A 1,300-nucleotide genomic window follows, 5' to 3' on the forward strand; every position below is an offset into this window, starting at 1 on the left:
CTGGGCTCGGCATAACCACGACCTCGGGATAATTCGAATACCCGACCTTACGCAGGTCGTCCTCGTTCTCGGCCTCGAAATACAGGGTCGTCACGTCGTAGAGCAATAAGCTCAGCCCACCCCGGCCAGCAGCGTGGGCGAAGCACTTCGTGGCGATGGCGTCGCGGTAGCCCCCGGTGTTGACCTTGGAAAGGTGACGTTGAATCGTCCTGTACGACACCGTGTCTGCGCCGAGATCGGCCAGCACCCGCAGAGAATCGACCTTGCTCGTCGGCTCGACGATGCGCGCGATCACCAAATCCCGGAAGACCGCATCGTCGACGACGTCAAACCCGACCCAGTCGTAGATCGCGCCGATCACGTCGTAGAGCAGCCGCGAGTTGGTCGACGTGGTCCGCCCCGATGCCACCGGGGCACCTTTGGGTACACCGGCAGCCAACCGCAGCGTGCCGGTCCGCCAATCGGCAACATCATCGACACGGGCAGCGCGGACGGACACCTCGAAATCCAGGACATCCTGATCGCCGGTAGTGATCCGGCGGGCTCGCTCCAGCAGAACGCCCAGCTCGGCGTCGGTATGGGCAGATCCGACATGCTCGACCAGCTCGTCACGGCGGCCCGACTTGCGCATCACCTGCACTGCCACCGCGCCCGAGGCGGTGCGGACCTTGCGCACGAACACCCACCGGACCCTACCCGGTTAGTAAGCCAAATCCAGGTCGGCTCGACGCAAATCCACAGGTCACAGCATTGCTGAATCCGAAATTCAGCAGACGTGTCCTAACTCAGGAGGAACGCATCACACACAGCGGGACCGGACGGCACAGGTAGGACGGTTGCGGCGACGACGAACCGGGAATGGTCGTCGATGGCGGTGAGCATCTTGTGCTCGCGGCCGTTGACCAGAAACACCCCGCCGACGATGTCGAGTTGCCACAGATGCATCGGCGCTTCGCGTGCCCACCGCTTGTAGACTCGTTTGTGTTGCTGCTCCTGGCTATTCACCAGACCATTGCGCACCAGAACGCGGTGGGTCGTCGATCGCGACGGGGCTTGTCTGCCGATTTCGAGCTTCAGTTCGTACGCGATGCGTCGGGCACCCCAGCGTCGATGGTGGCGGCGCATTTCGCAGATCAACGCTTCGACATCGGGAGAGATCCGGCCCGGGCTGGAATGTGGGCGACGCGACTGATCGGCCAAAGCCTCCAGACCACCGGCCTCGTAGCGCTTGCGCCACGCCGTGACCGTCTGCCGCGTGACGCCGAGGTTGTCCCGGTCTTCGTGGAATTTGAGGTGGCGG

Annotated in this window: 1 protein-coding gene and 1 pseudogene; both read right to left on the reverse strand. The window is 63.5% G+C overall.

What is annotated here, in order from left to right; all coding sequences use genetic code 11:
* Positions 1–631 (reverse strand): annotated as a pseudogene (locus CWS39_RS28205) (IS1634 family transposase); the annotation flags it as partial.
* 149 nt (positions 632–780) lie between these two features.
* The coding region (locus tag CWS39_RS28210; RefSeq protein WP_233213754.1) for a helix-turn-helix domain-containing protein at positions 781–1,300 on the reverse strand (520 nt) is incomplete at its 5' end.

The sequence above is a fragment of the Mycobacterium hubeiense genome, assembly GCF_002838065.1.
Taxonomy (GTDB): domain Bacteria; phylum Actinomycetota; class Actinomycetes; order Mycobacteriales; family Mycobacteriaceae; genus Mycobacterium; species Mycobacterium hubeiense.